This is a genomic window from Allokutzneria albata, assembly GCF_900103775.1.
In the GTDB taxonomy this organism is placed as follows: domain Bacteria; phylum Actinomycetota; class Actinomycetes; order Mycobacteriales; family Pseudonocardiaceae; genus Allokutzneria; species Allokutzneria albata.
Map to the genome: position 1 here is coordinate 1,145,146 of NZ_LT629701.1, position 21,611 is coordinate 1,166,756.

Below are 21,611 nucleotides of genomic sequence, written 5' to 3' on the forward strand. Positions count from 1 at the left end.
GGCATGCGCATCCCACCGCCAGCGCTCCCCGGGGCGTTCGCTTTCCCCGCCGGTGTGGCCGCGGGCGTGACCGCGACCGCCCTCCTGATGTCCAGCGGCACGCCGGGACAGCCCGTCCTGTCACTCATCGTCATGGTCGCCGTGGTCGACACCATCGCGATGGTCTCGACTGCGCGCGCCACCGTGGCCACCGGTGCGGTGTGCTGGGCACTGCACGCCGGATTCGTGCTCGGTCACCACGGCGAGCTGGCGTTCACCACGCGATCCGGCACCGACGCGCTCGTGCTCGCGCTCTGCGCGCTGACCGCCCTGGCATTCTCCGCGACACTCCGCGGCGTTCGAGCGCCGCTGCACGAGCGCTCCCCGAACCCGCGGACACCCGCCATCCCCGCACAGCGACACTCAAGCCCCGACGCGTACACCCACGCACGACCGGTCCTCTGATCTCGCCAGCACCCCTCCACTGGGCGACACGCCCGTCGCAGCCCGGGACCGTGCTCCGCCTGGCCTGCGACCGCCCGACGCGCCTGGCTCGTGATGTCCGCTGCCCACTGCTGGTGGTGGCGTGCGACCACGACGTTCACCACACCGGGGCGGCACCGCATCCTCAACGACCAGCTCGTCTTCCTGGACCGAGTGGGGGCGGGACCGCGCTGAACGAGAGTCGGCCGATCCTGGGGAGGAATCGACCGATCAGCTCGTTGCCCTCCGCGATCGGTGCGATCGTCAGCGGTGCCTTCGCGACCCACCGGACGTCGGCGCCGGTACTGCGGTCATGACAAGCACCGCCTGTCGCGGCGGCGAAGACGAGCAGCCCGCGCGCTCGGCGGCGCCGTCGCCGATGTCGCACCGGCCGCGTTGGCGTTCCCGCAGCGCAAGGCGCTCGGCGTCGCGCAGTACCACTCCTACTGGGACCAGTTCACCGAACCCGATCACGTCGAGCAGCGCTTGACCTGGCTGCGCGACGTGCACACCACGATGCAGCCCCACCTGGGCACCGGCGGCCACACCAACGGCATGGACCCGGAGCTGACCGACTGGCTGATCGCGTACCACGGAGACAACCACCGGAGGCTGCGACGGGTGAAGGCCGCGGTGGACCCGGACGACTTCTTCTCGTTCCCCCCCAGTCGATTCCGCCGCAGCAGGTGTAGAGGCGCCGCAGGGCCGACCTGAGCCAGTCCGTCCTGGACCGGCGCTCCCGCGCCGGATGACGCAGCCGGTGGTCTGCGCCGGCTCGTCCCGCCCAGGGCGCTGATCTGTACCGAGTTGTTGCGGAATCATCCCCTCCCCTACGACGTGGGGGAGGGGGGAGCACTGCGTCGGCGCGTGCGCGATTGAGGAAGAGTCGTTGGGAAGCAAGAGCTTCCGGTTGTTCGTGGGCGATGAGCCAACTGGCCCTTGATCGCCACGCGCAGCTGTGGTCTGTCGCATGAACACGCATCCTGTGCAGGGATGCGACGAATACGTGTTCGAGTTCGGACACTCCCTTACCCCACCGATCGTCAGATCCGCGGGGTTTCTATGTCGGGCGGGGTCTGTCCTGGCTCGACGCCAAGGCGCTCAGAGACGATCGAGTCGACCCGGGCGGTGTCGTCGTCCGGAGGCGCCTGAATGGTCTCGCTCGCGCGGCTGAGGTGGTGGATGACCCGCAGCTGTCCCTCGAACTGTCGGCGCAGCATCGCCACGTCGTCGGCGAACATCGTCGCGGGGCGGTCGGTGTTGCCTTACACCCACGTGAACCGGCCGATCGGCGCCTGACGTCGAGAGTGTCACCGACATCGACAGCTAACGGCGTTAGCATCAACGTGCGGCTAACACAGTTAGCCACGGCTGGAGGTCCCTGATGTCAGACGCCCTCGCGCCCGATCGCCAGGTCGCCAACCGGGTGACATGGGCCGCCCTGGCAATGTTCTTGCTGGCTTTCATCGTCCTCGAGGTGATCAACCACGGCGGCATGGCGTTGGTCAGCGCGCTCTTGTCGCTGATCGCGCCCGACCTGACGATGCTCATCGGCGCCAGGTCGGCCGGCAACGGCAAGCTGTCGCCGAAGGCCGTGCCCTACTACAACGTCGTGCATCGACCATGGATCCCGCTGGCCGTCCTGGTCGTCTACAGCGTCGGCGGCCTGGGGGACTGGGTCCCCGTCTTCACGGCGGGGCTCGGCTGGCTGGCGCACGTCGCGCTGGATCGGGCCTTCGGATACGGCCTGCGTGAGCGTGACGGGAGTCGGCGTGTCTGAGCGGAGTGAGCAGATCGTCGACGCGGCACGCGCGCTGATCGACGAAGGTGGCTCGGCGGCTCTGACCATGCGAGCGCTCGGCGAACGGCTGAACATCCGCGCGCCGTCCCTCTACAAGCACTTCCCAAACAAGTCCGCGGTCGAAGCCCAGGTGATCACGCGCGCCATGCGGGAGCTGGCGAGCGCGCTGGCGCGAGCCGACTCCTTGGTTGCGCTCGCTGCGACTTACCGCGCCTACGCGCTCGCGCATCCCCATCTCTACCGGCTGATGAACTGCGGACCACTCCCTCGCCACCTGCTGCCGCCCGGAGTTGAGGATGCGGCCGCGCTGCCGCTTGTGCGCGCTGTCGGCGGCGAGATGAACCGGGCGCGCGCTGCCTGGGCGTTCGCGCACGGCATGATCATCCTCGAGCTCGACGGCCGTTTTCCGCCCGACGCGGACCTCGACAGCGCTTGGAGCACAGGGCTGGCAGCGTTCGCCGATCCTGCCCGACGCTGATCAGGGGCCGCTCCGACAACGACGGCCAATCCTCGAGCTCGGTCTCCGGGTCGCACGGCAGCCCCTGTGGGCGGGACCGACGTCAAGCCGGTCAAGCTTCTGGATCACGCTGCCGTCCGCCATATCCGGGACGACGGAACTAGTCGTGAGTCAAGGACACCCAACGCTCGCAAACCTTGACCGCCGCCGACAACCCGGCAGCAGCGGACGTTCAGCGAGCACGCACCATGTGACACGTCGACGATGGCCCGCCCCTGACCGAGCACGCCTTTGTGCGCGCCGACCGGCTCACCCCAACTGAGCGAGCGATGCTGCACACTGCGCGTGCACGCGCCCTGGCGAAGCTGGGCCGCGTGCGGGGCACGCTGTTCGCGGGCGGAACTGCCGATGACAGCGGTCGGTCGTGCCCGGGCGGCAGGAGCTCCGCCAGCTTCTCATCACAGGTCCACTCCGCAGGTTTCTTCACCCCGCACGGCAGTCGGTCGATCGCGACGGTCTCCTGCGTCAGGCCATGTGCGCGCATCCGTATCGCGAACCGGATCTCCACGTGGTTGGTCAGCGCGAGCGCTCCGGCGCCGCGGCCCATGTGCCGGGACCGGGCGAACTCGCGGGCGGCAATCCGGGCACCGCCACCTTCTGTCCACTGTGGATGCGGTGGCTCGGACGCGGGCAGAAGCCGCGCGACATCGCCGGACTCAACCAGTTCAGGCGCCGCGACCGGGATGGCTCTTCCCGGCCCCGGGATCTGTCGCGATCCAGGGGTGAGGGCGGTGCCGACAAGCCGCGGAGCGGCACGCCAACGGGCAGATGACCGTGCGGCGCGGCCAACCCTCGTGGTGCTCAGGGTTACGCCGCAGGCAGGTGAACCCCGGTCAGGAGTAAGAGGCCCTGCCGAGCGAGCCGGTCAGCTTGGGGAAGCTCCTCTTCTCGCCGTTCGAGCAGGTCTCCGTCGCCACATCGTAGAACTTGAGAACGATCTGGTGGCTACGGGCCGCCCAGCAACCGTTGACCGTGAGAAAGTCGATCGTTTCTCCCCCCTTCTTTTTCTTGCAGTGCCAGCGAGTCCCTCCGCCCGACAGTACTTCCTTGAATCCGGCAATGCTTCCGGAGGTGCACGGGCTGGCCGCGGCGTCGGAAACCGGTGTCACCAACAGACTTGCGGCAATGGCGACGACAGGGGCAAAAATGAAATTCCTGCGCACTTGGCAACTCCCTGGGAATGGCTTGGGTAAACAGCCTACTGCGCGGGTGTCCGGATCGCGCGGCGAGGGTTTTGTTTCGCCGCCGGCCGAATTCTGCGGGTTTAAGTCAGCACTACGTGGCCGGCTGCATCAGTGATCAGTGCCGCCACGCGGTCCATGCCTCCTCCTTGCGACGAGGCAGCCCCTGATGGCCCGGCTGCTCGAGATCGACGCCGCGTTAGCCCAGCTGGCCACGGACACCTGACATTCCGGCCACGGAACGACATTTACGTAGATAGGCGCCACCGATTCGCCACACACCAGCTGGACCAGCAGACTGGTCTGCCTTTACGTGCGTGGAGAGCTCCCTACCGTGGCCTCGGTCATCCCGGCTGTTGGCCTCGGTCAGCGCGAACAGGGGACCGGAGAGGTCGCTGAGCTGGCGTCCCACGTGGGCGAGGCGCTCCTGGCGTTGAGACGCGAAGGTTGTTGAGGTAGATCGCGAGGTATTTCGTGAAGGCCAGGACGATCGCGGTGGTCACGACGGACGATGTCATCGCGCGGTGCTGCACGCGGAGCGGTGATGCGGTCATTCCGACTCCGGCCGGACCGGCGCGCCCGAGCGGGCTTTGACAGGCACCTACTGGCCGAGGATCCGGCGCTTCTGCTCGGCGAACTCCTCCTCGGTGAGAACGCCCTGGCTCTTCAGCTCGCCGAGTTCGCGGAGCCGGCTCAGCTTCGTGTCCATGTCGTCCGGGGTGGGTTCCGGACGCGCGAGCTGTTCCTGCTCCTGCCTCGCCCACCGGCCCGCCTGGCGACGGGACACCCGGTTGGACACCGCGGTCGCGGTGCCGGCGATGACGGCGGTGCGGGCGATGCCGCGCAGCAGACCTGGCATGGTGGCCTCCTTGTCTCTCAGGACTCGGTCTCCGCGAGGCCGCCGCTGAGATCGGGTTCGTCCAAAGCGGACACGAAGTCCGCGAACGGGATCCGCCCGCTCGCGACGAGCTGGGCGCCGCTTCGCCTCAGCGCCGCCGCCAACGGCGCCGCCCACAGGTTCTCGTAGACGAGGACCGCGGCCGAGCACCCAGGTTCCAGGATGCTGCCCGCCTCCTCGACGTCGTCCTCCCCGAGGAGCCCGGAGGAGGCCCCGTCGAAGACGGCGAGGTCGAGCTCCCCGTCGTGGTCCAGGTCGGCGACGGCCAGTGCGGTGGTCGAACCGTCCTGGTCCCTGCGGACGAAGACGAGGTCCAAGACCCGGATGACGCCGCGGTCGACCAGATCGACCAGGGCGGCCAGTCCTTCGCCCGTCATGCGGTTGCCCGGGTACTCGACGATCAGGTAGTCGATCGGGCCCATGCCATCACGTTGTTCAGTCATTGCAGACCTCTCGGTGCGGTCCCGCGTTTCGAGCAGCTTGTCCGCGGGCGAGGGGCCCGACATCACCCACGGCGGGTGGTCCGGCGTCAGCCGAGGGTGGCGACGAGGACCGCCTTGATGGTGTGCAGGCGGTTCTCGGCCTGGTCGAAGACGACGCTGCCCGCTGACCCGAAGACCTCGTCGGTCACTTCCAGGCCGGAGGTCATGCCGGTGTGCTCCATGACCTCGCGCCCGACGGTGGTGCTCTTGTCGGGGAACGCGGGCAGGCAGCCCATGAACTCGACGGCCGGGTTCCCGGTCTTGCGCAGGAGTTCGGCGCTCACCTGGTACGGCGCGAGGAGCCGGACGCGTTCGGTCCAGACGTCCTTGGACTCGCCCATGGAGACCCACACGTCGGTGTGGACGAAGTCGACGCCGGAAACGGCCGCCGCGAGCTCTCGACGACCTCGTTCGGCGGGTGGAGCTCGACCGGCCCCGCGAGACAGACGTCGCTGCCCATCAACGCACCCATGACCAGCAGCGAGCGCGCCATGGTGAACCGGCAGTCGCCGACGAACGCGTAGACGACGGAGTCGTACGGCCCGGGTCAGCTCCAGACAAGGGCGTCGTGGGATTCGACTGCTCCAGCCTCGTCCGCTGCGCCTTCCACCGGGGCACCCAGCGCGCCATCACGCTGCCGCGCACCGGCGGCGAGCAGTACCGCGCGACCCGCGCGCAGTCAGTGGAGGTCGATGATCTTCAACCCGGCGACCTGTTGTTCTGGGGCAAGGTCCGCATCCACCACGTCACGCTCTACATCGGAGGCGGCCGGATGATCGCCGCCCCGAATCCGGGCGCCGCATCACCGGAACCAAGATTCGCATCAACAACGACTTCGCTGGAGCGACCCGCGTCCTCGGCGGCCCCCTCGAATGTAGATTCTCATTTTTGACTTCGTTTTCTCGTCGAGATTTCGCCTGTGATTCGCACGCGAAAGATCGTTGAGAAGGCGGTAGGTCGTATGCTGACCACGGCTGCGCCGTTGGCTGCTTGTGGTTGGGCTGTCGGGGTGGAAGCAACGATTGCCCGACTTCCTGGTTTGTAGCGGCTCAGGACTTCGGAAACGTCACTTCGGGTCTACGTGCTCAGCCGTACTGATATCGACGTTCTGGTCATGTCGAGCAGGCGCGGACGAAGCCTTCGACCAAGGGGTGGGGCCGCTGCGCGGTGCTGGTGGTCTGGGGGACGAACAGTGTGCCGAGGAAGAAGCGTCGGCCAGGCAGTTCGATGATGCGTGGTTCCCCGGTGTCGTCGACGCCGGAGACGGTGAGTCCGCCGGCTTGGAGTTGGGGGATGTGCTCTGGAGCGAGCCCGAAGTCGCAGTGATAGGTCTCGGCGGCGCGCGCGTCGTTGTAGAGCCTGGCTGCCAAAGTGTTCGGCAGGACACGGACTTCGAGTGTGAGGCCGGCCAGGGAACAGGTCAGGGCCCGCACGAACAGCCGGGACGCGTAGGGGTCGTACTCGGCGTGCGCGGCGTCGGTGATCCCGAGGACGTTGCGGGCGAACTCCAGGACGAGGTGCTGGAAGCCGCCGCAGGTGCCCAGCAGGGGGCGGTCGTGCAGGCGCGCGTGCTCGATCACGCGGAGAGCGCCGTCGATGCTGCGGTACGGGCTTCCGGGTGCGATCCAGAAGCCGTCGTAGGCGGCGAGGTCGGTCGTGGTCAGCGTCTGCGCGTCCGGAGTGGCGATCCATCGCGAGACCGTGCGCGTGCCGTGTTGGGCATCGACGTGCCTCAGGGCGTCGGTGATGGTCTCGTGTGGCGCGTAGCCGGGGTGGTGGTCACCGATCACCGCGATGGTGGTGGGGGCGTTGGACACCGCTTGATCTTCGGGAGCGCCGGGCGTATGAGTCAAACATGTTCGCTTCATCCTCCCATGAGGAGCACTCATGACGGGGCTGGCGTCGCTGCGCGCGTTCGTGGCCGTGGTCGATGCCGGTGGTTTCGCCGCGGCAGCTGAGCGCCTGTCGATCAGCCAGTCAGGGGTGTCGCACTCGATCGCCGCGCTGGAACGTGCGTGCGGGCGTCCCGTCCTGGCCAGGGGATCCTGTCCGCGCCCGACCCAGTTCGGCGAGCAGGTCCTGGTCCACGCCCGTGTCGCTGTGGCGGCCGTGGACGCCGTCAAAGCCCTCGCGTGCGGCCGGGACGGGCAGCCGTCGGGAGTGGCGAGGCTCGCCGCGCCGCCGAGTGTCGCCGGCGGCCTGGTGCCTGGACTCCTCGCCCGTTGGCGGGTGGAGACACCCGCCGTATCGGTCGAAATCTTCGAGGGCGACGACGACGAAGTCCGGCACTGGCTCGACGGGGGCACCGTGGATCTCGCGGTGCTGACCGACCCGACACCGGTGCCGGAGGGGGCTGTCGTGGTCGGCGTCGACCGGTTCGCCGCGCTGCTGCGCACCGACCACCCGTTGGCCGCCGAACCCGCGGTGACCCTGGCCGACCTCGAAGATGATCCGTTCCTGCTCTCCGCCGGCGGTTGTGAGCCGCGATTGCGGCTGCTGCACCAGCGGGCCGGAATGGCCTTCACCCCGACACACCGCATCCGGCAGTTCACCACGCTCGCGGGGATGGTCGCGGCCGGAGTCGGGGTCTCGGTCGTGCCGGACCTCTCCGCCACCATGCTGCCCGCAGGTGTGGCTCTCGTCCCGATCACGCCGACCGCCGAACGCACCCTGGTGCTCACGGGTCCCACCTCGCGGCCGTGGCATCCCCTCGCCGCCGCCCTCATCGACGTCGTGTCGCGCGAAGACGACGAAGCCCGTGCGGCCACGTCCTCTAGCTCACAACCGTCGCACGGGCTCAACTAACGAGCGGGACAGACAGCTGAAGAAAACGAGAACTCGATGAGGCATCTCAGGCGCAAGGCCGACGAGAATCAACACGAATCGCCTGGACATGGCGCGTCGATCGAAGAGTTCGACGGGCATGCACGATGGGGTCGATCGAGTCAAGACTCGGATGGACACCGGGACCACGCCCTAGCTGGCCAGCGGCATACCGAGGCGGCCCAGGAGTCGATAGAACAGCTCCTCTACGAACAATTCGGTGCCGTCGAGGACCAGGTGGAGCTCATCGACCGAAGCCGGGGTCAAGCCCGACTCGTACGCCCACGCCGAAGCCCGTTCAGCCGCGGCTAGGCCCATGGGGACCGTCGCCAGGAGGCGTTGCCGAACCTGCGCCACCTCGCTTTGGTAGGCGGCGTTTTGTTCGTCGAGAGCGCTTCCGGTCAGCTCGTCGCCATCCGCGTCAAACGGGGCGGGCGGCAGGACCAGGTGGCTGAGCACGCGCTCGAAGTTCAGGTAGGTCATCCAGCGTCCCGAGGGGTGGCTGACCGCCGTGAACCGCGCGCCGTCGCTGTCGTAGATCTCGGCGGTGAGGACGGACCCGGTCTCGGCGAGCGAGTCGCAGGCTCCGTCGGGCAGTCCGTCCCACACGCGCCAGCCACGCCATGGATCGGGCCATCGCGAGTCGTCCATGGATTCGACGTCGGCACGCTTACCGGCCGGCATCAGCTCGGCCACCGGCTTAGGCGACTGGCACACCACAAGCGTTCCCCAGAAGCCCACAAGGACGACAAAGTAGGGGGCGTGATCATCGCGGTCAACCCCATCCGACGATCCCGTGACGAGAAGCTTGATGATCTGAGCCTGGGCGATGGCCGGTGCGCGTGCCACGCGGTCGGGAAAGGCCGCCGCGTCAACCCTCCACGAACTCGAACGTCACAAGCCCCGACATCCGAAGAAAGTGAAAGTCGATCAGGACCGCGGTGGCATGGCGCTCTTGGCACATCCGTTCCTGGTGGAAGGGATCGGCGGTGAGCAGGGATGTCGGCCCGCGCGGGAAGCCGTGCCAGGTCCCGTTGTCATGCGCTGTTGACATCTGCGGGCAGAGGCGAGGTGACCTGGCCGCCGGCGACGAGTGGGAGAGCAGGTAGGTACACGAATACGTAGTTTTCGCGTCGTGCGCCCATCGCCGGTCAGGACAGCATATGCGTGTGGCGCTCCTCCGGCGCCGCACCTGATGTTCTCGCCAGGGCTTCGCCCCGATCGGGTCCCTGCCGTCCCCGGCGTGACATCGGTGAAGCGGTCGCGTCGACGGCGTGTGCTGCGCCCTCGCGTCGTCGACGCGACCAGTCCGCATTCGGCGGATGCGCCGATCCCATCGCCGGGTCCGCTACCAGCGGCCCGACGCCGCCCCCTGTCACCGGCGGGTCGAAGGGCCTACGGGCGTCCGGGCCTGCCCCTCGACTGCGGCGGTGCCGTAGCGAGAGCTGCACCTCCTCCGGCATCGCCGCCTTCATCTCCCAAGGACACCGTCATGACCGTCGCGGTACACCGCACCACAGTTGTCGATTCTCCTCCTACAGGCAAAACGACGTTGAGGAACCTCGGCTGGCCCACCACCCTCAACACCAACACCGGGGGCGTGGAGCTCCACCTCGGCTCCGAGGTGGATGCCCTGACGTTGCGGGCCGGCTGGGCCGCTGAGGTCAACGCCTTCCTCCGACGACACATGTTCCGGGCTCCGATCTTCGTCACACCCGCGTGCCCGACGGACTGGACCTTCCTCACCCAGCGACGGACCCATCTCCGCGCGACGACATGGGAAGACTTGTTGCGGCTCAACGTCGGCTGGAAGCCCTGCGGCGCAACGATGTCATTGCCCGCCCCCGATGGCGCCTGGCACCGACCGCACTGGCTTCACCTTCCAGCCCCGGGTGAAGCGCTTCCGCCGTGGACGGCGGTCGTCGGCGCCATTCGGTCAGTCGCCCACTCAGCGGCCAGGTAGCGATGCCGCGCGGGAAAGTGCGCACCCACACGACAACGATGGCCCACGCCAGGAACGACGCGCCATTCCCGGGCGATCGTCCACAGTGATCGGCACTGCCAGCACTACCGCGCGGAAGGTCGCGGAGGTGCCGCAACCAGTGTGGTAGCCGGGCGCTCAACGATCGCCCTGGCGGGTGCGCGCCCACGCCGCGCCCAGCATTACCGGACAAGCCGTCTCCGACTCAGCGGTGAAAATGTGATGCCTCCGACCTCGTGAGGCGGCGTGGGCGTCTCGGTGAGGATGCTGTGATGAGCAAGAGCAACGGGGCACGCAGTCGGGCGGTTCGGCAGAGGATGGCGGAATCCGGAGAACCCTATGCGCGTGCCGCGAGAGAGGCCGGCGATCCTCACCACCAAGCCCACGGCAACCGAACCGACCTTGTTCGAGCCTTCGTCCGAGCCGTACTGGCCGAGCGGGACCAATACGCGCGGCGTCGCCGTGCCACGATCGCAGACCTCGACGCAAGGACTCCGCATCGTCGATGGCGGACAGACAGAAGGTGAGTCGTGGGTAATCACCGACTGGCGTACCGGAACCGTGCTCGCGCCGCGACCATGGCGGGATGGCCGGTGGACAAGGTCCAAGCCCACCGGGAGGAGTGAATTCGTGCGTTCCACCGTGGTACCGAACGTTGACATGCAACGGTTTCCCGTTTCACGTTCCAGTGTGAAACCCTGGAAACGCGCGCTGACCAAACGGTCGCAATGAAGTGCCGCGGTTGCAGGCCCAAGCGGACGCTGCTGGGTTGATCACCTGGGATGTGAGCGTCGACTCCGCCATCGCTCGGGCTGACTCCGGGCCGAACTCGATCTCGACCTCGGGCCCGTGCGACGACAGCACGGCTACCCGCTCCGCGCCGCCCTGGCGGGTGAGGGTGACCGCCTGCCGCACGGTCTCGGGAACCGCCCCCGCGAGGAACAGCGCGCCGATACCGGCGAAGGCTTCCGCAACCTCGCCCTGCTGCAGCGACAAAGGAACAGGGGGACGGTTGCTTCGGTCGTGATTCCCTCTCCCGTCGTCATCGCGTCGTCGCGTTGCGCGCGAAGGTGCGTGCGCGAAGGTGCGTGCGCGACGCTGAGGGAGGGTGAATAGCGGTCGCGAATGCCCACGACGGACCGCGCTGTGGGCTGTCGGTGGGTGGCTTGGTGCCGTGTGCGCGGCCCTTGCCGTGGCGTCCGATGCGGAGTTCAAGCCGCACGGTTTGGTTATGGCAGCGGTACAAGGCGCGTGGGTCGAGCCAAGAACACAGGCGGTCCGTACCTGCAGAGCGCTGCCGGTTTCGACCATGGCTGAAGTTGCCATTCAGTTGCTTGTGAGGGCAAGGCGCCCTGTTTAGTCTCCGGAACGCCATTCAGTCACGAGAACCTGGGGGATCTGTGGGAGTGCGGGCGCGTGCCTGCCACGGTTCGAGCTTGCGGTTCCGGGTGCTCGGGCCGGTGGAGTTTCAGTGGGACGGTGGCGACTGGCAGCGACCCCGGGCGCCGAAGCGGCGCGAGGTGCTGGCCGCCTTGCTCGCCAACGCCAACCGTGCCGTCTCGACGGATCGTCTGTGCGAGTACCTCTGGGAGAGCCCGCCCAAGTCAGCCACCAAGCTGGTGCAGGTATACGTTCACCAGCTGCGTGGTGAACTGGGTGACCTCGAGGGCCGTTGGCTGCGGACGCAGGACCGTCGTTACGTGATCGACGTCGGGTCCGGGGAGCTGGATGTCCACCGTTTCACCGAAGCGGTGTCCCTGGGGGAGCTGGCTGCGGAGGCCGCTGACGATCACGGCGCCGCCCAGCACTTCCGGAGGGCCCTGGGGATGTGGCGTGGTTCGGCGTTCGAGGACCTTCGCGGCTCGGCGCAGGGCCGACTGGAAGGCATCCAGCTGGACGAACAACGCCTCATCGCGATGGAGTCGGCGTTCCAGGCCGAGCTCGCCTGCGGCCGACACCGGGAGGTGATCGGTGAGCTCACCGCGGCGGTGCGGAGATTCCCGTTGCGGGAACGGCTCTACGAGCTCCTGATCGTCGCACTCGGACGGGCCGGTCGCCGATCAGAAGCAGTGGCCGTGTATCAGGACCTCAACCGGACACTCACCGCCGAGCTGGGCGCGGGCGTCCGGCCCAGCCTCATGGCCAACCGCCTGATCAGGGAGATCATGGGGCACCATTACGGATCACACTGCGCTGCCGCACGGCAACCTGGTGTGGCAGCTGGTGCCTGACCAGTTCGGCGTACCGGCCGTCCGCCGCGACCAGGTCGTCATGCCGGCCGCGTTCGACGATCCGGCCTTCGTCGAGCACGACGATCTCGTCCGCGTCGATCACCGTGCTGATCCGGTGCGCGATCACGATTCTCGTGCACCCCAGCCCCGACAGGCGTTCGGCGATCGCGGCCTCGGTGATCGCGTCCAGGTGGCTGGTCGCCTCGTCGAGGATCAGCACCGCCGGGCGGGCCAGCAGAGCCCTGGCGATCGCCAGACGCTGACGTTGGCCGCCGGACAGCGCACTGCCGCCGTCCGACACCATGGTGTCCAGTCCCATCGGCATGCGGCGGAGGTCATCGAGGAACTGCGCCGTGTCGAGCGCTTCGAGCAACTCCTCTTCCGACAGCTCCGCATTGCCGAGCAGCAGATTCTGGCGAATCGAACCACCGAACACCCGTGGCTCCTGGGTGACCACGCCGAACCGGCGGCGGAGGTGCTCATCGGCATAAGCCGACATCGGTAACCCGTCGAAGCGCACCATTCCCTCGGTGGGCTGCACCAGGCCGGTCAGCACGCGCACGAGCGTCGTCTTGCCGGAGCCGGTCGCGCCGACCACAGCGAGCTTGGCGCCCGAGGGAACACGCAGAGAGACCCCGGTGAGCATCGGCGGTGTGCCCGGTGCGTAACGGAAGCCGATGTCCACCAGCTCGACCTCACCGGCGACCCGCTCGGGGCGCAGGGCGTCATCAGCGCTCGGCTCGACGGGTGACTCGAGCACGTCGTAGATGCGTTCCAGGTGCGACCCGAGCGTCTGGAGGTACCGAAGACTGCCCATGAGCTGGCTCACCGGCCGCAACAGGTTTCCCGCGACGGCGGTGAGCGCGACCATGGCGCCGACCGACAGTTGACCGGTCAGCACCTGCCAGGTGCCTGCCAGCAGCAGGACCAGCGGCGCGGTGGTCTGCACCAGCGTGATGGCCGATTCGTTCAGCGCGTCGTAGCGCCTGCGCCGGTAGGCGGTGCGCAGGTAGTCACCGAGCAGACCCGTCCACCTGCCGAGGATCGCCGAGACGAGCCCGGAGCTCTTGAGGAACTCCACGCCCCGCAACGAGTCCACCGCCAGCGTCTGCATCTCCGCCTGCGCGGCGAGCTCGCGTTGGGCGAGCTCGTGCATCGGCCGGAAGGTCGCGAGGAACACCGCGGCCTGGACGGCGGCGACGAGCCCGACCACGACCGCGAACAACGGGCTGATCGCCACCAGCACGATGGTGTAGACGACCACGAACGCCGAATCCACCACGACCGAGACCAGTTGTGACGTCAGGATCTCCCGGACGACCGTGTTGCTGCCGAGCCGGGTGAGCAGGTCACCGGTGCTGCGCGTCTGGAAGAAACCGAACGGCAGCCGCAGGAGGTGCCCCATGAACCGGCTGCTCAACTGCCTGTCCAGAGCCAGTTGCAGCACGAGCGAAGCCAGCCCTCGGCCGAAGTTCGTTGTGGCGTAGACGAGAACGAAGGCGACGACGCCGAGCACGAGTGTCGGGAAGGTCCCGGTGCGTTGCCCGATCACCGAGTCGATCGCGTACTGGCTGGCCCACGCGGCCGCCAGTCCGAGCAGCTGCGTCAGGCCCGCAGCGAGCAGAACCAAGGTGATCCAGCCCGGCGCCATCCGAACCAGGTCGAGCGCGAACCGCGCCGCCGTCGAGTCGCGCAGGCGGGCCTTGCGCCGCTGGAACTCCGGGCCCGGCGTCAGTTCGATGACGACCCCGGTGGACTGCTCGACGAACTCCTCGCGGCTGATCCGGCGCCGTCCTCTCGCCGGATCGACCAGCCAGGCGCGCTTGGCGGTGACCTTCTCCACGACCGTGAAGTGCGAGCCGCCCCAGTGCGCGATCGTGGGCGTGCTCACCGAGCGCAGCGCGGAGTAGTTGACGCGCAGCCCGGTGGCCACCAGCCCTTCGGCGCGGGCGACCGACACGATGTCGGCGGCGGAGGTGCCGTCCCTGCCGGTGCCGAACCGGTCGCGGAGATCTCGGACTCGGGTCGCCCTGCCGAGAGCGCTCAGCACCATGGCGAGGCAGGCAGGTCCGCACTCGGCGGCGCTGAGCTGCGGGATGACGGGTACGCGTCTCATCGGTTCGGCCGGACCGGCGGGACGGCGCGGTCAGCTGGGGCGAGGAGTCGCTCATGAGACCGATTCTTGTTGCACACCTTGGTCTCTCCTCCGAAGTCGCATGGTCGGCGACCGTCCCGGCCAGACCGCCGACGTGATCGTGCACGGCTTCGACTCACTGGTGGTTTAGCGGTGGTATAGCCCTTGACTTCGTCCTTCTCGCCGCGATCTCCACCTTGCTACGGTTCACGCGGCAACAACCCGCGCGGGTACCTGGGTGTTTGAAGGAAGTTCTTGTTCCGCAACGAATTGAGGATGCGAATGAACAACACCACTCGTGCATGGAAGGACCCCGTTCTCCGAGCGACGATGAGCGAAGAGGAGCTCGCGGCGCTTCCGGCCAACCCGGCGGGCGCCGTCGAGCTGACCGACAGAGCCCTGGACAACGTCCGCGGCCTCGGTGACATCGCCTACGGCGGGACCCCGGTCAGCCCCATGACGGTCTTTCCCCCGAGGCCGAGCGTTCCCGTCTAACCGACGAACACGCGATCACTTCGCAGCGAGCGAAGAGGAGCGGCGGGCGGCGTCGAGTTGACCGACCGAGCCCTGGACAACGTCCGCGGCCTCGGTGACATCGCCTACGGCTCGCCCGGCGACGGCCTCGTGCTGAGGTCGACGTCGATCGTCCGGTGCCCGGTTCCGTCTGTCTGACCGGTGAAACACCCGCCGCGAGCCCGATCCGACGTGCTCGCGGCGGGGTCGCCGGGGACGGTGGTTCGTGCCGTGCGGTCGTGCGAGAGGGTGGGCTGATGAGTTCAGAGCGGCGCTGGTGGTCGGGCCTGCCGCTGTCCGATCGGATCGCCGGCCTCGATCAGGTCGAACTCTCCGATGACGAGCGCGCGCGCGGCGAGATCCGGTTGCGGCTGCTCAAGGAGAACAAGCTCCTCGGAGACACTGACATCTCGCTCGACCGCTGGCACGAGATGGGCTTGGCCGACGCGGACCTCGTCACGCTTCTCGGCGAGTCGGCGGAATCGCTGCGGGCGCGGGTCGCTCAACCGCCGTGGGTGGCGGTGATCGAATCCGCCTGGCAGCGCTTCGCTGCGAGCGACCCCGGCTGGGACCTGCCCGGTGCCGTCGACATCGGTGGCCTTCGCCCCTTCGAGCAGGACAGAATCACCAACCGCGTCTTCCTGGGCTGGGTGCGCCCCTTGCTGCTGTGGGCCGAGCACGAGCTGACCAGCCGGGTCACCGCCCTGGTCGGCGGCGCCGACGCCCTTCCGCCCGGACACGGCCTGCTGGCGCCACCGGTGGTGGACGTGCTCCGCACGATCAAGCGGGTCCTGGTTCTCGAGCTCAACATCGCCCGGATCGAGGGGCGGCTGGAGGGCGGCACCCCGCAGGAGCGGTTCGTCTCCTTCGGCGAGCAGCTCGCGGGCGCCCCCGGCTTGGACCTGCTCGCGGACTACCCGGTGCTGGCGAGGGAACTGGTGGCCCTGCTCGGCCGGTGGGTCGAGGCGCGCGCGGAGTTCACCCGGCACCTGGTGGCGGACCTGCCTCTGCTGCGGGAGCGCTTCGGCCTCGATCGCGCCGCGCTGAGCGACCTCGTCGACGTCTCGTTCGGTGCCGGTGACACGCACAACGGCGGCCGGACCGTCGCGATCGCGGTCTTCCGCGGTGGCGAGAAAGTCGTCTACAAGCCACGCGGGCTCGCCGTCGACGAGCACTTCGGCGGTTTCCTCGCCTGGCTGAACGAACGAGGGCTGCGGTATCCGCTCAAGGCCGTGGCGGTGCTGGACCGGGAAGATCACGGCTGGGCGGAGTTCGTCGAGCCACGCCCCTGCGCGGACACCGACGAGCTGGACCGGTTCTACTGGCGACAGGGCGCTTTCCTCGCGGTGATGCTGGTGTTGCGCGCGACGGACTTCCACGTGGAGAACGTGATCGCCGCCGGTGAGCACCCGGCGTTCGTCGATCTGGAGTCCATGTTCGTGGTGCCGGAGCGATCGGCGGGCACGTCCGGCTACGGCAGCGCGAGCGCGCGAGCTCTGTCCGAGTCGGTGCTCGCGGTCGGGCTGCTCCCGCACCGGGTCATCGAGTTCGACGACAGCGGCGCGCACGACATCGACCTCAGCGGCCTTGTCGGGAGCGCGAGCGCCAGTCAGCTGACACCGAGCCCCATCGTCTGGTTCGCCGATTCGGCCACGGACGAGATGCGCGTGACCAGACAACGAGTGCCGGTCTCAGCAACGAAGAACCGTCCAACCATCGGTGGCTCGCCGACGGATCCGCGCGATCACCGGACAAGCCTGCTCGCCGGGTTCGAAGCCACGTACCACCTGCTGCTGGACGCGCGTGATGATCTGCTCTCGGACGACGGTCCGCTGACCGCGTTCGACGGTGACGAGGTCCGGCACATCCTCCGCCCGACCGCCTACTACGTGGACCTGCTCGACGAGTCGTGGCACCCGGACGTGCTCCGAGACGGCCTCGACCGGGACTACCTGCTCGAAGCCGTGATGAGCGGACTTCCCGGCCTGCACGCCAGGAACGCGCTGCTGACCGGCGAGCTGGGGCAACTGTCCGAATCGGACGTTCCCCTCTTCGTGACGACAACGTCCTCTGTCGACTTGCACGACCGCGCGGGCCTCGTGGCCAGTGGCGTCCGGGAGATCAGTGGCATGGCCGCCGTGCGATCCCGCATCCTGGGGATGTCCCAGGACGACCTCGACCGGCAACGCTGGTGCATCAACGCTTCGTTGAGCGGCCTGCAGGTCGGCGAGCACGGGCACGCTCACCGACCCGTGGACCACGCCGTTCCGTTGACGGGCATCCACCGCGAGTTGGCGTGGGAAGCCGCCATCGCTGTCGGGGACAGCCTTCTGGCGACCGCGTTGCGCTCGGAAAGGCGGGCCGCGCCCGAGTGGTTGTCGCTGAACCTCGTCGGCGAGCGGTACTGGATCGTGGGTCCCAGCGGAGCCGGTCTGTACTCCGGCGCCAGCGGGATCGCGCTCTTCCTCGCCGAACTCGCCGGGGTGACGGGGGAATCCCGGTTCCGCCGAGCCGCCGAGGACGTCGTCGCCGAGGCGGTCGTGCCCGGGCTGACCGACCTCGGCGACCGGCAGGCGCTGATCGGCGGCTTTGACGGGCTCGGCGCGGCCGTGTACCTGTGCGCGCGGCTGGGTGAGCTGTGGCGGCAGGACTCGCTGCTCGACCTCGCCGCCGGCATCGTGCCGCACGTTCGGGACAGGATGGCGGCGGATCGGTTCCTCGACGTGGCGGGCGGGACCGCGGGTGCCGCGCTGGCTGTGCTGGCACTGCACCGGATCCGGCCGTCTCAGTCCACACTGGACACAGTTCGACATGCCGGAGAAGTGCTGCGGAACAGGGCGCTCAGTCAGGCGACCGGAGTCGGCTGGCCGAGCGAGATGGGCACCCACCACCCACTCGTCGGCTTTTCTCACGGCGCGTCCGGATACGCCTACACGCTGGCGTCGATCGCGGAGCTCACCGGCGAAAAGTCGCTGTGGGAGCTGGTCCAGGCAGCAGTGCGGTTCGAGTGGCACCACGTCGACCAAGAAACCGGTCATTGGCCCGACCGCCGAAGCCTCAACGCGGATGGGCGGACGATGAACGCTTGGTGTCACGGCGCGGCAGGTGCGGGGTTGGCGAGGGCGGCCTTGCTCGGGATGCCGGATGCGCCCGGCAGGCACAAGCTCGAACAGCAGTTGCGAGTGGCCGCCGAGCGAGTTCGGCGCGACCTCGTGCGGGACGGCCGGTACACCGGAGTGGGCAACGACTCGATCTGCCACGGCGATCTCGGCCTGGTCGAAACCCTGCGGGCTGCAGGCCAAGCATTGGGCGAACCCGAACTGACCGAGTTGGGCGCGCGTTGCGCGGCAGCGATCGCACACCGCGTGCTCAACGGCGAGACGCGATGCGGGACCTCCTTCGATGTCACGACACCAGGTCTGATGGTGGGCACCGCGGGAATCGGCTACGGCCTGCTGCGCGCGGCCCACGGGGACGGGGTACCGAACGTGCTCCTGCTCGGCGGCCAGCGGCCCGCACATGACCGTGCCTGAACGCTCACCTGTTGCACCGCGAGAATCCACTTGTCCACTGTGGATGTCGTAGGTGGCTACGGTCGTTCCTGTCGTGCCCGACATCATCCCGCCAGCCGGTCGGTGATACCGCCGGGAGCAGACGGTGCCCTGCCACCACGACGACTTTGAGTGTCCTTAGTGGACGGTCTGATGAGCTTTCAGCAGAGATGAATGGGCTGCTGTTCATGGACCAGATGCGCCCGACCTCCGATGGTCAGCGGGCTCACACCGTCCCCTGGCGGCCGCGGCACGGCGCACAGTCCTGAAGATCGCCCCGACGATCGTCGCCTTCGCCAAGAAGCGCGCCAGCAGCCTCGCGACCATCGAGATCCTCGCCCACGAAGCGCACAACTACGGCGAGAACCTGAACTGCAGCCGGAGTTCCGCTGGGTCTGGGCCTGCAGGGCGCCTCCGTGATGAAGGGCTGGTACGACCAGACCAAGGACCACAACCGGGAGAGCCCCGAGAACTCCTGGTGAAAGGCGGGTTCCTTCACCCAGGTGGTGTGGAAGTCCGCACACAGTGCTCCGGCCCAGCCTCACGAGCCAGCTGTTCCAAAGACCGGACGAGGGCGGGGTTGGACATTGGGCCTGCCGCCGGCGCGCGGCGAGCCGACTCAACAGCACGGTCGTGGTGGCCTCAGGAAGGTTCACCGCCGCGCTGGCGAGGGCGCGTCAGCCGGCTGTGCCGCATCTGCGGGTGTCGGTGTGGCCACTGACTGAGGGCCGTCCGTACACCTCACAGCGCTCGATCGGGTGGCATGCATCGAGTGAGTTCCGCGCAAGAAGACCGCTACACACCACGAAGCTCAGACCCGACATCCATCCACTATGGATGGTTCTATGGAGGACGGAGTCCGCCGGGGAGTGTCCGGTTCCTGGCCGCACCCAGCAGCACCGTTGCCACCGGCGTGTTCACCCCGGATGATCCGGCGTCGCACGCCTGCGTCGCCGCCGCGCTGGCCGAGCACGCCGAACGTGACTTGCCGCCGGAGCGGGCGAGCGACACCGACCGCGCGTGGTGGTGGCGCCGCAGCCGATCCGAGATTTCCCGCCGCAACCGTCGCGGGCACACCCCAGACCACCGCCTGAGACACCGGGCCAACCGAGCCGGAGGAGGTGCGCCGTCAGCTCGTGATCGCCCAACGCGCCCACGCCGACGCCGTACGGCGGCTCGCCGCGGCCACGGCCGAGCGCGATCACCTCCGCGCCCAGCCAACCGTGGTCGTGCAGCTGTGTGATGCGCATGCGCTCGCGGTTTCGGATTGACTGAGCCCTCAGCGGGACAGCGCGGCGGCCAGCTCGTCCCGGCCCTTGTAGCTGACCAGGTTCGCAGCCAGCGCGTGGTGCCGCTGGAGGTCGCTGGTCAAGCGGGATGTGGTGGCTTCGGCTTCGGCGAGCAGGTCGTTCGCGCGGTGGCGGTCTCCGGCGCGAGCGGCGGCGTATCCGGCGAAGCAGTGCAGCATCCCGTACATGGCCAGGTGCTCGGGAGCAGGGTGGCGGCTGCTGACTTCGAGGTGGTCGGCGGCGGCCAGGGAATGTTTGTTCACTCTGCACGGCGTGGGGCGGTGCGTGATCGTCCTCTGGCACCTGTGAGCTACTCGGATGCGCGGACTTCGGCCTTCGCCCCGACGTCGGCCAACCTGCGCTTCAGCTGGTCGGCCCGCCACTTGCGCGTGGCTTCGAGGAGCAGGACCGGGGTGTTGTCGATCTTCTCGCGCGCCTCCGCGATGCTCCAGCCCGTGACCTCGCGGATGATCCTGAGGGTGGGTGTCCGCGGTCCCGGGGCGTCGAGCAGGATCACGTCGAACTCGTCGCATCCCTCTGGCACGATCTTCACACCGGCGATGCTAAGCGAGGACAGACATGGTGGGCGCGGCTGAACAGCAGGAACTGCTCCAGGAGGTCAGCGGCCTGCTGGTGTCGGCGGCGCCGGAGGGCTGGCGGGAGCTGGAGTTGTCCTTCCGCTCTACCGTCGCGGTCGACACGGCGACCTTCTCGTGCGTCGGCGGCAGCGGTGAACGAACGCGGTTGTCCGTGCCGTTCAGGGCGATGAACCGGCTCAGCGAGCTGCGCGAAGGCATGTACGCCCCGGGCACCGGCGCGTGGTTCACCGCCCGCATGACGATCCGCCCGCCCGGTGGCTTCGAGGTCCGCTACGACTACGACAGCGAGCCGGAGTTCGTCCCGCCGCTCACCCCTGAGACCTTCGTGCTCGACCAGGAGCACTTCCCGCGCTCGGAGGAACACATGCCTGAGTGGCTCAAGGACAAGCTCGCCCAAGCAGGGCAGAGCTAGCTTGTGGGTCGGGATGTGGCGGCGGCAGAGGCCAGGGCCATCGTGAACACGGTTCCGTTGCGGTGAAGCCACTGAAGTCCAAGATGGTGAGCAGAGGTTCTTCTGCTTCACACGGCAGCAGGCGGCGCAAAATTGGAGCGCGGGCACGCGTTGAGCCGCGGCGAAGGGCAGTCATCGGAACCGGTTTTGCCTGCGGCGCAAGGGTTTACTCTGGTAAGAGTCCTTTATGGACTAGTCTGGCAGCGGGTGAAGGCAAGACCGGGCGACCCGCAAGATTGCAGGTCGCCCGGTATCTATTTGTCCACTGAAGACTGTCGTTCGTGGACCCTCGCGCTGGCACCGGAGCGAGTCACCCTGGCGTGGGGTGCCACCGCTCCCGTGACCACGACCGGCACGAGGTCGTACCCCAAGCGTCCGCCGTTCGCCCAAGCCTTGTGCGACCGCAGCAGCGGTCGTCGGCCTTGCCGCCACGCAGGAACCAAGCGCGAGCAGCGGGCGCGGCTCGCCGTTCTCGACCGCGGGGGAAGTGGCCAGTGACGGCGGGGTCACTCCAGCGCTGATGGATTCGGATGACCTTGATCGCGACGGCTTTCTGATGGGCTGCCGGAGGCGGGCAGCGGGATGTCGCGAGCCGGACGCATGGGCGGTCCCAGACCAGACCGAGCACGGTCCGGGCGGATACCTCCGCCTCCCAGTCGACCGCGTAGGAGGGCAGGATCGCCTGGAACCCGGCGACG

The 21,611-nt window shown here is 68.3% G+C and carries 24 protein-coding genes; 12 read left to right on the plus strand and 12 right to left on the minus strand.

Features of this window, described 5'->3' with window-relative positions; all coding sequences use genetic code 11:
• Positions 1-3: 3 nt before the first annotated feature.
• Both BLT28_RS04905 and BLT28_RS41690 read left to right on the plus strand, forming a co-directional pair.
• Complete coding sequence (locus tag BLT28_RS04905) at positions 4-444, plus strand: hypothetical protein (protein WP_052407884.1); 441 nt, start codon at positions 4-6, stop codon at positions 442-444.
• A 288-nt stretch (positions 445-732) separates the two neighbouring features.
• The gene (locus BLT28_RS41690) at positions 733-1,176 is read left to right on the plus strand and encodes a BBE domain-containing protein (protein ID WP_231950624.1); all 444 of its coding nucleotides are present in this window, start codon (positions 733-735) and stop codon (positions 1,174-1,176) included.
• Positions 1,177-1,505: 329 nt separating this feature from the next.
• On the opposite strand, the gene BLT28_RS04915 is transcribed toward BLT28_RS41690, so the two are convergent.
• The gene (locus BLT28_RS04915) at positions 1,506-1,703 is read right to left on the minus strand and encodes a ferredoxin reductase domain-containing protein (RefSeq protein ID WP_030432221.1); all 198 of its coding nucleotides are present in this window, start codon (positions 1,701-1,703) and stop codon (positions 1,506-1,508) included.
• A 143-nt stretch (positions 1,704-1,846) separates the two neighbouring features.
• Between BLT28_RS04915 and BLT28_RS04920 the strand changes: the two genes are divergently transcribed.
• Complete coding sequence (locus BLT28_RS04920) at positions 1,847-2,242, plus strand: DUF4260 family protein (protein ID WP_030432220.1); 396 nt, start codon at positions 1,847-1,849, stop codon at positions 2,240-2,242.
• Positions 2,235-2,741: a TetR/AcrR family transcriptional regulator gene (locus tag BLT28_RS04925; RefSeq protein WP_081900644.1), complete on the plus strand. Its 507-nt coding sequence runs from the start codon at positions 2,235-2,237 to the stop codon at positions 2,739-2,741. The genes BLT28_RS04920 and BLT28_RS04925 overlap by 8 nt, the downstream gene beginning before the upstream one ends.
• A 211-nt stretch (positions 2,742-2,952) precedes the next feature.
• Here the strand turns inward: BLT28_RS04925 and BLT28_RS42780 are convergent, their stop codons facing one another.
• From BLT28_RS42780 to BLT28_RS04945, 5 genes are all read right to left on the minus strand, one after another.
• Complete coding sequence (locus BLT28_RS42780) at positions 2,953-3,327, minus strand: DddA-like double-stranded DNA deaminase toxin (RefSeq protein ID WP_156051474.1); 375 nt, start codon at positions 3,325-3,327, stop codon at positions 2,953-2,955.
• A 286-nt stretch (positions 3,328-3,613) separates the two neighbouring features.
• Entirely contained in the window at positions 3,614-3,943 is a 330-nt protein-coding gene (locus tag BLT28_RS39775; protein WP_156051472.1) for a hypothetical protein, read from the minus strand.
• A 619-nt stretch (positions 3,944-4,562) separates the two neighbouring features.
• Entirely contained in the window at positions 4,563-4,820 is a 258-nt protein-coding gene (locus tag BLT28_RS04935; RefSeq protein WP_030432218.1) for an SHOCT domain-containing protein, read from the minus strand.
• 17 nt (positions 4,821-4,837) lie between these two features.
• A complete protein-coding gene (locus BLT28_RS04940; protein WP_043813285.1) occupies positions 4,838-5,281 on the minus strand; it encodes a DUF6325 family protein in 444 nt (147 codons plus the stop codon).
• A 107-nt stretch (positions 5,282-5,388) separates the two neighbouring features.
• Positions 5,389-5,847, minus strand: coding sequence for a Rossmann-fold NAD(P)-binding domain-containing protein (locus BLT28_RS04945; protein WP_322789378.1), 459 nt, complete (start codon positions 5,845-5,847; stop codon positions 5,389-5,391).
• On the opposite strand from BLT28_RS04945, the gene BLT28_RS41695 reads away from it, so the two are divergent.
• Positions 5,760-6,233: a C40 family peptidase gene (locus tag BLT28_RS41695; RefSeq protein ID WP_269459632.1), complete on the plus strand. Its 474-nt coding sequence runs from the start codon at positions 5,760-5,762 to the stop codon at positions 6,231-6,233. The genes BLT28_RS04945 and BLT28_RS41695 overlap by 88 nt on opposite strands.
• A 220-nt stretch (positions 6,234-6,453) precedes the next feature.
• Here the strand turns inward: BLT28_RS41695 and BLT28_RS04955 are convergent, their stop codons facing one another.
• Positions 6,454-7,158 carry a CTP synthase C-terminal region-related (seleno)protein gene (locus BLT28_RS04955; RefSeq protein ID WP_043813282.1) on the minus strand — a complete coding sequence of 235 codons (705 nt, stop codon included), beginning with the start codon at positions 7,156-7,158 and terminating at the stop codon, positions 6,454-6,456.
• A gap of 70 nt (positions 7,159-7,228) precedes the next feature.
• On the opposite strand from BLT28_RS04955, the gene BLT28_RS04960 reads away from it, so the two are divergent.
• Entirely contained in the window at positions 7,229-8,146 is a 918-nt protein-coding gene (locus BLT28_RS04960) for a LysR family transcriptional regulator (protein ID WP_052407882.1), read from the plus strand.
• Between the two features lie 171 nt (positions 8,147-8,317).
• Here BLT28_RS04960 and BLT28_RS04965 read toward each other — a convergent pair whose 3' ends face one another.
• A complete protein-coding gene (locus tag BLT28_RS04965) occupies positions 8,318-9,013 on the minus strand; it encodes a hypothetical protein (RefSeq protein WP_030432214.1) in 696 nt (231 codons plus the stop codon).
• Positions 9,014-9,656: 643 nt separating this feature from the next.
• Between BLT28_RS04965 and BLT28_RS39780 the strand changes: the two genes are divergently transcribed.
• Positions 9,657-10,127: a hypothetical protein gene (locus BLT28_RS39780; protein WP_156051470.1), complete on the plus strand. Its 471-nt coding sequence runs from the start codon at positions 9,657-9,659 to the stop codon at positions 10,125-10,127.
• A gap of 696 nt (positions 10,128-10,823) precedes the next feature.
• Here the strand turns inward: BLT28_RS39780 and BLT28_RS04970 are convergent.
• The gene (locus BLT28_RS04970) at positions 10,824-11,141 is read right to left on the minus strand and encodes a hypothetical protein (protein ID WP_030432213.1); all 318 of its coding nucleotides are present in this window, start codon (positions 11,139-11,141) and stop codon (positions 10,824-10,826) included.
• Between the two features lie 464 nt (positions 11,142-11,605).
• On the opposite strand from BLT28_RS04970, the gene BLT28_RS04975 reads away from it, so the two are divergent.
• The gene (locus BLT28_RS04975) at positions 11,606-12,376 is read left to right on the plus strand and encodes an AfsR/SARP family transcriptional regulator (RefSeq protein ID WP_269459659.1); all 771 of its coding nucleotides are present in this window, start codon (positions 11,606-11,608) and stop codon (positions 12,374-12,376) included.
• Here the strand turns inward: BLT28_RS04975 and BLT28_RS04980 are convergent.
• On the minus strand, positions 12,309-14,492 hold the full coding sequence (locus tag BLT28_RS04980) for a peptidase domain-containing ABC transporter (protein WP_063766667.1): 2,184 nt from the start codon (positions 14,490-14,492) through the stop codon (positions 12,309-12,311). The two genes, BLT28_RS04975 and BLT28_RS04980, sit on opposite strands and share 68 nt — an antisense overlap.
• A gap of 300 nt (positions 14,493-14,792) precedes the next feature.
• Between BLT28_RS04980 and BLT28_RS04985 the strand changes: the two genes are divergently transcribed.
• The 3 genes from BLT28_RS04985 (at position 14,793) to BLT28_RS39785 (ending at position 19,845) form a co-directional block, all read left to right on the plus strand.
• The gene (locus BLT28_RS04985) at positions 14,793-15,005 is read left to right on the plus strand and encodes a mersacidin/lichenicidin family type 2 lantibiotic (RefSeq protein ID WP_156051466.1); all 213 of its coding nucleotides are present in this window, start codon (positions 14,793-14,795) and stop codon (positions 15,003-15,005) included.
• Between the two features lie 275 nt (positions 15,006-15,280).
• The gene (locus tag BLT28_RS04990; RefSeq protein WP_030432210.1) at positions 15,281-18,556 is read left to right on the plus strand and encodes a type 2 lanthipeptide synthetase LanM family protein; all 3,276 of its coding nucleotides are present in this window, start codon (positions 15,281-15,283) and stop codon (positions 18,554-18,556) included.
• A gap of 1,139 nt (positions 18,557-19,695) precedes the next feature.
• Complete coding sequence (locus BLT28_RS39785) at positions 19,696-19,845, plus strand: hypothetical protein (protein WP_156051464.1); 150 nt, start codon at positions 19,696-19,698, stop codon at positions 19,843-19,845.
• Positions 19,846-19,853: 8 nt separating this feature from the next.
• Here BLT28_RS39785 and BLT28_RS04995 read toward each other — a convergent pair whose 3' ends face one another.
• Together BLT28_RS04995 and BLT28_RS05000 are read right to left on the minus strand one after the other, a co-directional pair.
• Positions 19,854-20,126 carry a hypothetical protein gene (locus BLT28_RS04995; RefSeq protein WP_030432209.1) on the minus strand — a complete coding sequence of 91 codons (273 nt, stop codon included), beginning with the start codon at positions 20,124-20,126 and terminating at the stop codon, positions 19,854-19,856.
• A gap of 47 nt (positions 20,127-20,173) precedes the next feature.
• Positions 20,174-20,416, minus strand: coding sequence for a ribosomal protein L7/L12 (locus BLT28_RS05000; RefSeq protein ID WP_052407879.1), 243 nt, complete (start codon positions 20,414-20,416; stop codon positions 20,174-20,176).
• Between the two features lie 26 nt (positions 20,417-20,442).
• Here BLT28_RS05000 and BLT28_RS05005 point away from each other — a divergent pair, with 26 nt between their 5' ends.
• On the plus strand, positions 20,443-20,874 hold the full coding sequence (locus tag BLT28_RS05005; protein WP_030432207.1) for a hypothetical protein: 432 nt from the start codon (positions 20,443-20,445) through the stop codon (positions 20,872-20,874).
• Positions 20,875-21,611 lie beyond the last annotated feature (737 nt).

Bases quoted from the DNA above. Each gene is read 5' to 3' on its own strand.
- BLT28_RS04905 (WP_052407884.1), top strand. From the start codon at position 4: ATGCGCATCCCACCGCCAGCGCTCCCCGGGGCGTTCGCTTTCCCCGCC.
- BLT28_RS04915 (WP_030432221.1), bottom strand. From the start codon at position 1,703: ATGTTCGCCGACGACGTGGCGATGCTGCGCCGACAGTTCGAGGGACAG.
- BLT28_RS04920 (WP_030432220.1), top strand. From the start codon at position 1,847: ATGTCAGACGCCCTCGCGCCCGATCGCCAGGTCGCCAACCGGGTGACA.
- BLT28_RS42780 (WP_156051474.1), bottom strand. From the start codon at position 3,327: ATGGGCCGCGGCGCCGGAGCGCTCGCGCTGACCAACCACGTGGAGATC.
- BLT28_RS04935 (WP_030432218.1), bottom strand. From the start codon at position 4,820: ATGCCAGGTCTGCTGCGCGGCATCGCCCGCACCGCCGTCATCGCCGGC.
- BLT28_RS04940 (WP_043813285.1), bottom strand. From the start codon at position 5,281: ATGGGCCCGATCGACTACCTGATCGTCGAGTACCCGGGCAACCGCATG.
- BLT28_RS04960 (WP_052407882.1), top strand. From the start codon at position 7,229: ATGACGGGGCTGGCGTCGCTGCGCGCGTTCGTGGCCGTGGTCGATGCC.
- BLT28_RS39780 (WP_156051470.1), top strand. From the start codon at position 9,657: ATGACCGTCGCGGTACACCGCACCACAGTTGTCGATTCTCCTCCTACA.
- BLT28_RS04980 (WP_063766667.1), bottom strand. From the start codon at position 14,492: ATGAGACGCGTACCCGTCATCCCGCAGCTCAGCGCCGCCGAGTGCGGA.
- BLT28_RS04985 (WP_156051466.1), top strand. From the start codon at position 14,793: ATGAACAACACCACTCGTGCATGGAAGGACCCCGTTCTCCGAGCGACG.
- BLT28_RS04990 (WP_030432210.1), top strand. From the start codon at position 15,281: ATGAGTTCAGAGCGGCGCTGGTGGTCGGGCCTGCCGCTGTCCGATCGG.
- BLT28_RS05005 (WP_030432207.1), top strand. From the start codon at position 20,443: ATGGTGGGCGCGGCTGAACAGCAGGAACTGCTCCAGGAGGTCAGCGGC.